Origin of the sequence: Petrotoga sp. 9PWA.NaAc.5.4, assembly GCF_002895485.1 — a bacterium.
Lineage (GTDB): Bacteria > Thermotogota > Thermotogae > Petrotogales > Petrotogaceae > AZRK01.
Map to the genome: position 1 here is coordinate 1 of NZ_AZRK01000043.1, position 1,238 is coordinate 1,238.

The 1,238-nt window shown below is 29.2% G+C and carries 1 protein-coding gene and 1 pseudogene; both read right to left on the bottom strand.

Annotation, left to right across the window (positions count from 1 at the left end):
- Window positions 1-742: IS21-like element helper ATPase IstB (gene istB / locus X924_RS08815; protein ID WP_121958545.1), on the bottom strand; the 742-nt coding region annotated here is incomplete at its 3' end.
- 11 nt (window positions 743-753) lie between these two features.
- Window positions 754-1,238 (bottom strand): annotated as a pseudogene (locus X924_RS10180) (IS21 family transposase); the annotation flags it as partial.

Here is a 1,238-nt window from a genome sequence, read left to right on the forward strand (position 1 = left end):
AAAACAAATCCAGTTTTTCTTTTAATCTGTAAGATTCTCCTTTTAGTGCAATCACATGGGAATGGTGTAAAAGTCTGTCTAAAATAGCTTGTGCTAACATAGGAGAACCAAATATTTCCTGCCAATCAGAAAAAGGTGTATTTGTAGTTATTATCGTACTATGTTTTTCGTATCTTTCTGAAATCAATTGAAAAAATAGGTTAGAACTGTCATTATCTATTGGCAAATATCCTATCTCATCTATTACAAGTACTTTGTATTTTGCAAAATGTTTTAGTCTTGTTTGTAGTCTATTTTCTAATAATGCCTTTTTTAGTTGTGACATTAAGTCATAGAAATTGATAAAATATGTTGAATATCTGTGTTTTGCACATTCTATTGCGATTGAAACTGCTAAATGTGTCTTACCTACACCAGGTGTTCCTACAAAAAGTATATTTTCATTGTTCTCCACAAATCTTAAACTTTTTAAATCCAATATCTCCTGTTTGTTTATTCCTGGCTGAAAAGCAAAGTCAAAATCTTCCACACCTTTCAAAAAAGGAAAGTTTGCTATTCTTACACATGAATACATCGCTCTTTTTTCTTTCGCTTTTATTTCTAAACTACTTAATTCATATAGTGCATCTACAAAACTTTTTTCTCCTTCTTTTACTAAATTCAAATATTTATCTAAATTGTTCTTGATTTCATTAAGATTCAATTCTTCTAAGTTATTTTGAAGTTTTATGTAATTACTCATATTCCCTCCTATTACAAAAGATTATTCAATCTTTTTAAGTTGTTAGCACATACTTCGTCTAACTCTTCTTTGTTTTTTATATGCTTACTCATCAACATTTGGTAATGTTCAGGTAGATAATTGATTTTTTTACTCCCTTCAATAATTTTATGTATCGTTATCAGCTCTGTGTTATAATATATATACAAAAGGTTTTCTTTTATTTTCAAGCTTACGGTCTTATTTATGTATTTTTCAGCAACAGAGTATCTATTTCCTTTGTAATATATCAATGAATCTTTGTGGACTTTCACTTTGAGACAGTGACTTAAATAAGATTCAACGATATTAGCATCTGGCACAGGAGATAGATACTCTTTCTCTTTTTGAAACAAAAGTATCGGTGTTACGTTTGTTGCTTGACTTATCTGAGTGTTTACTTTGCGATTTATCCTTCTAACTATCTCTTTCAATTCATCTTCGTTTTCAAATTCTCCATCATATGCTAATACCCACA